The organism is Mycolicibacterium hodleri, from assembly GCF_025822245.1.
GTDB classification, from domain to species: domain Bacteria; phylum Actinomycetota; class Actinomycetes; order Mycobacteriales; family Mycobacteriaceae; genus Mycobacterium; species Mycobacterium hodleri.
The window spans coordinates 1-2,375 of record NZ_JACKTL010000049.1; the positions used below are offsets into that span (position 1 = coordinate 1).

2 protein-coding genes are annotated in these 2,375 nt (G+C 70.0%); one reads left to right on the forward strand and one right to left on the reverse strand.

Annotated elements, in window-relative coordinates; translation table 11 throughout:
* A partial coding sequence (mobF, locus tag H7J06_RS20905) for a MobF family relaxase (protein ID WP_264041001.1) occupies positions 1-1,067 on the reverse strand: 1,067 nt, incomplete at its 3' end.
* A 134-nt stretch (positions 1,068-1,201) separates the two neighbouring features.
* Between mobF and H7J06_RS20910 the strand changes: the two genes are divergently transcribed.
* Entirely contained in the window at positions 1,202-2,011 is an 810-nt protein-coding gene (locus H7J06_RS20910; protein ID WP_264041002.1) for an 8-oxoguanine DNA glycosylase OGG fold protein, read from the forward strand.
* Positions 2,012-2,375 lie beyond the last annotated feature (364 nt).

The following is a 2,375-nucleotide window of genomic DNA, read 5'->3' on the forward strand; positions in this document are numbered from 1 at the left end:
ACCAGTCCGCCGCGGCGCGCCACCCGCGCCGCGGCGCGGCCGGCCGCGGCTTCCCGCGCCCGACGCGCCTCGCGTTGCGCGGCGCGGTCCACCCCAAACCCCCGCCCGTCAGCCGCCCACTGGGCACGGAGTTCGGTCCACGACAACGACTCCGGTTTGGTCGGTCTGGTGGCTTTTTGGGCGGCCGCCAACTGCCCCTGCGACAGCCCCTTCTTGCGGCCGGTGGCGGTGTCGACGACGGTCAGGTTGTTGGCCGCCCAGGCCCGCAATTGGGTGGACCTCTGGGACCACGCGGAGATGTTTTTGGGGTCGATTCCGGCGATCTCGGCCATCCCCGTCTCGGGGTTCACCGGGCCCCATTCCACCCCCGCCAGGCGGTGCAGTTCGTGGCGCAACGTGGCCTGATACACGATCCCCGCCGCCCGGGATTCGTGAAACAAACTGGTCCCGTCGATGGACACCAATCGGCCGTCGGCACGGGCTTGGCGGTTGGGCACCAGGACGTGGGTGTGCAGGTGCGGATCCCCCGCCCGCGACGTCTCGTGTTGATAGGCCGCGGCCACCAGTTTCTGCAGATCTTTGAGCCCGGTGATCGGGTTGTGCACCCGGGTGTACCCGGCATGATCAGCCAGATATTCCAGGGCTTCGGTGATCGCCGTGTGGTGCGCTGCAGACACCGCTTTGTCGACGACGTCGCCGCCGAATGCGCGCACCAATGACACCGATTTCGGGGCGCAGAACGTCAAGTCAAACCCGTGCACACCGCGCTTGCCGTGGGACCTTCCGCACTCCCCCGAGGGCGCCACACCGGCGTCCAACCAGCGCGCCACCACCTCCGGATCGGCATCCCCGCCGGCCCGCTGCGCGTCGGTCAACCCCACCAACCCTGCGACCGTGTGGGCATCCCCGGCACACGTCCACACCGGGGTTCGGGTGTCCCGTTCGGCGTAGTACTCCGCCAACCCACCACCAGCAGACTGGGCGTCCTTCGCGGCCTGCCCGACCGCCCGGGCGGTGTCGTTGTAGTAGTTCACCGACCACAATGACAACTTCGCGATCGTCAACACCTACACCACCCCCTACGGCCTCGGGCCGCCCGCCAGGATCAGTCGGGTGAACAGCCCTGACGGACGGCATCACCAGCATCGCACAAACCTTGTGCAAATGTGCCAATGGTCTATGAGGTGTGAAGGAGTTGTCGGTGGGTGGGGACACACTGGAGGGCGTGGACGACGGTGAGGTGGGGTTGGAGATGCCTGGGGAGTGCGTGGTGTGGTGTCGTGAGCAGGACTACGGGGTGAGCGTGTGTGACGACATGGCCAGAGTGGATTTGGACTGGTGGAACCGCCGCCTCGAGCGGCACGCGATTCCGGCCCGGATCGTCGGCTGCGACGCCGACGGACTGCTCACCGAGCACGGCGTCGGATACCTACGCCGCGCAGACCTCACCGGCGACCTTCACACCGACACGCCGGCGGTGCCCGGATCGTGCGAGTTGAACGTGCTCTACCGGGCCGCCGCGTGGCTGTCCGGGCACCCGCACCGCGACCGCCGCCGCACCTTTCCCGACGTGCGTACCGCGGCACCATCGGGACACCACTTCGACGCCGTCACTACCGCCCTGGCGGCGTGCCGGCACACACCGTGGCAGGCGATCCCCGACGCCGCCATCCGGCGACGGTGGTTGGGCTGGCCCCACACCCCCGGTGCCGGCCCCACACTGCTTTCGCTGTACTGCTGGGCCACCCATCACACCGACAGCACCGCGTACGGCGTGGTGCGCCCGCAGCTGCTCGACCAACACGCCGTGGCGTCCCTGATCCACCTCGGCTGGACCGAGGACCCGGTGGCCGCCCGGTTCACCTGGGCCCGCTACACCCGCTACTGCCATCTACTGCACACCTGGGCCGCCCAGGCCGGCGTCGGTGCCGAGCTGATCGAAATGTGGCTGAGCACCCGGTGGCGCGAGCGCACCGCACACCACCACCACGCACGGACGGGAGGGCCATGAGTAGGTCACGGGTCGAGGCGGCGGTGACCGACCTGCTGATCAAGTACCGCGGCCCGGCGGCCACCGCACTGATGCACTGGCTGATCACCGGCGACCAGCCGAACGACGACACCCGAGTGGACTACGCGTGGCGCCCACCCGGCGCGCCCGACCCTTCACCTGACCCACCACACAGGGCACGGTCGCGTGCGTGGCGGAACGCGTCGACCGGCACGGCCAGCGGTGCGCCTGGTGGGCAGTCTCACCGGTGCTGGTCGGTGTTCCCGCCGTCGGGGTTCAGGCCGCGGGCGGCGCGCACCGCGGCGTCGTGGCGGGCGGTGTCGGCGGCCACGGTCTGGGTGCGCCGGGCGAGGGCGCGGGCGGC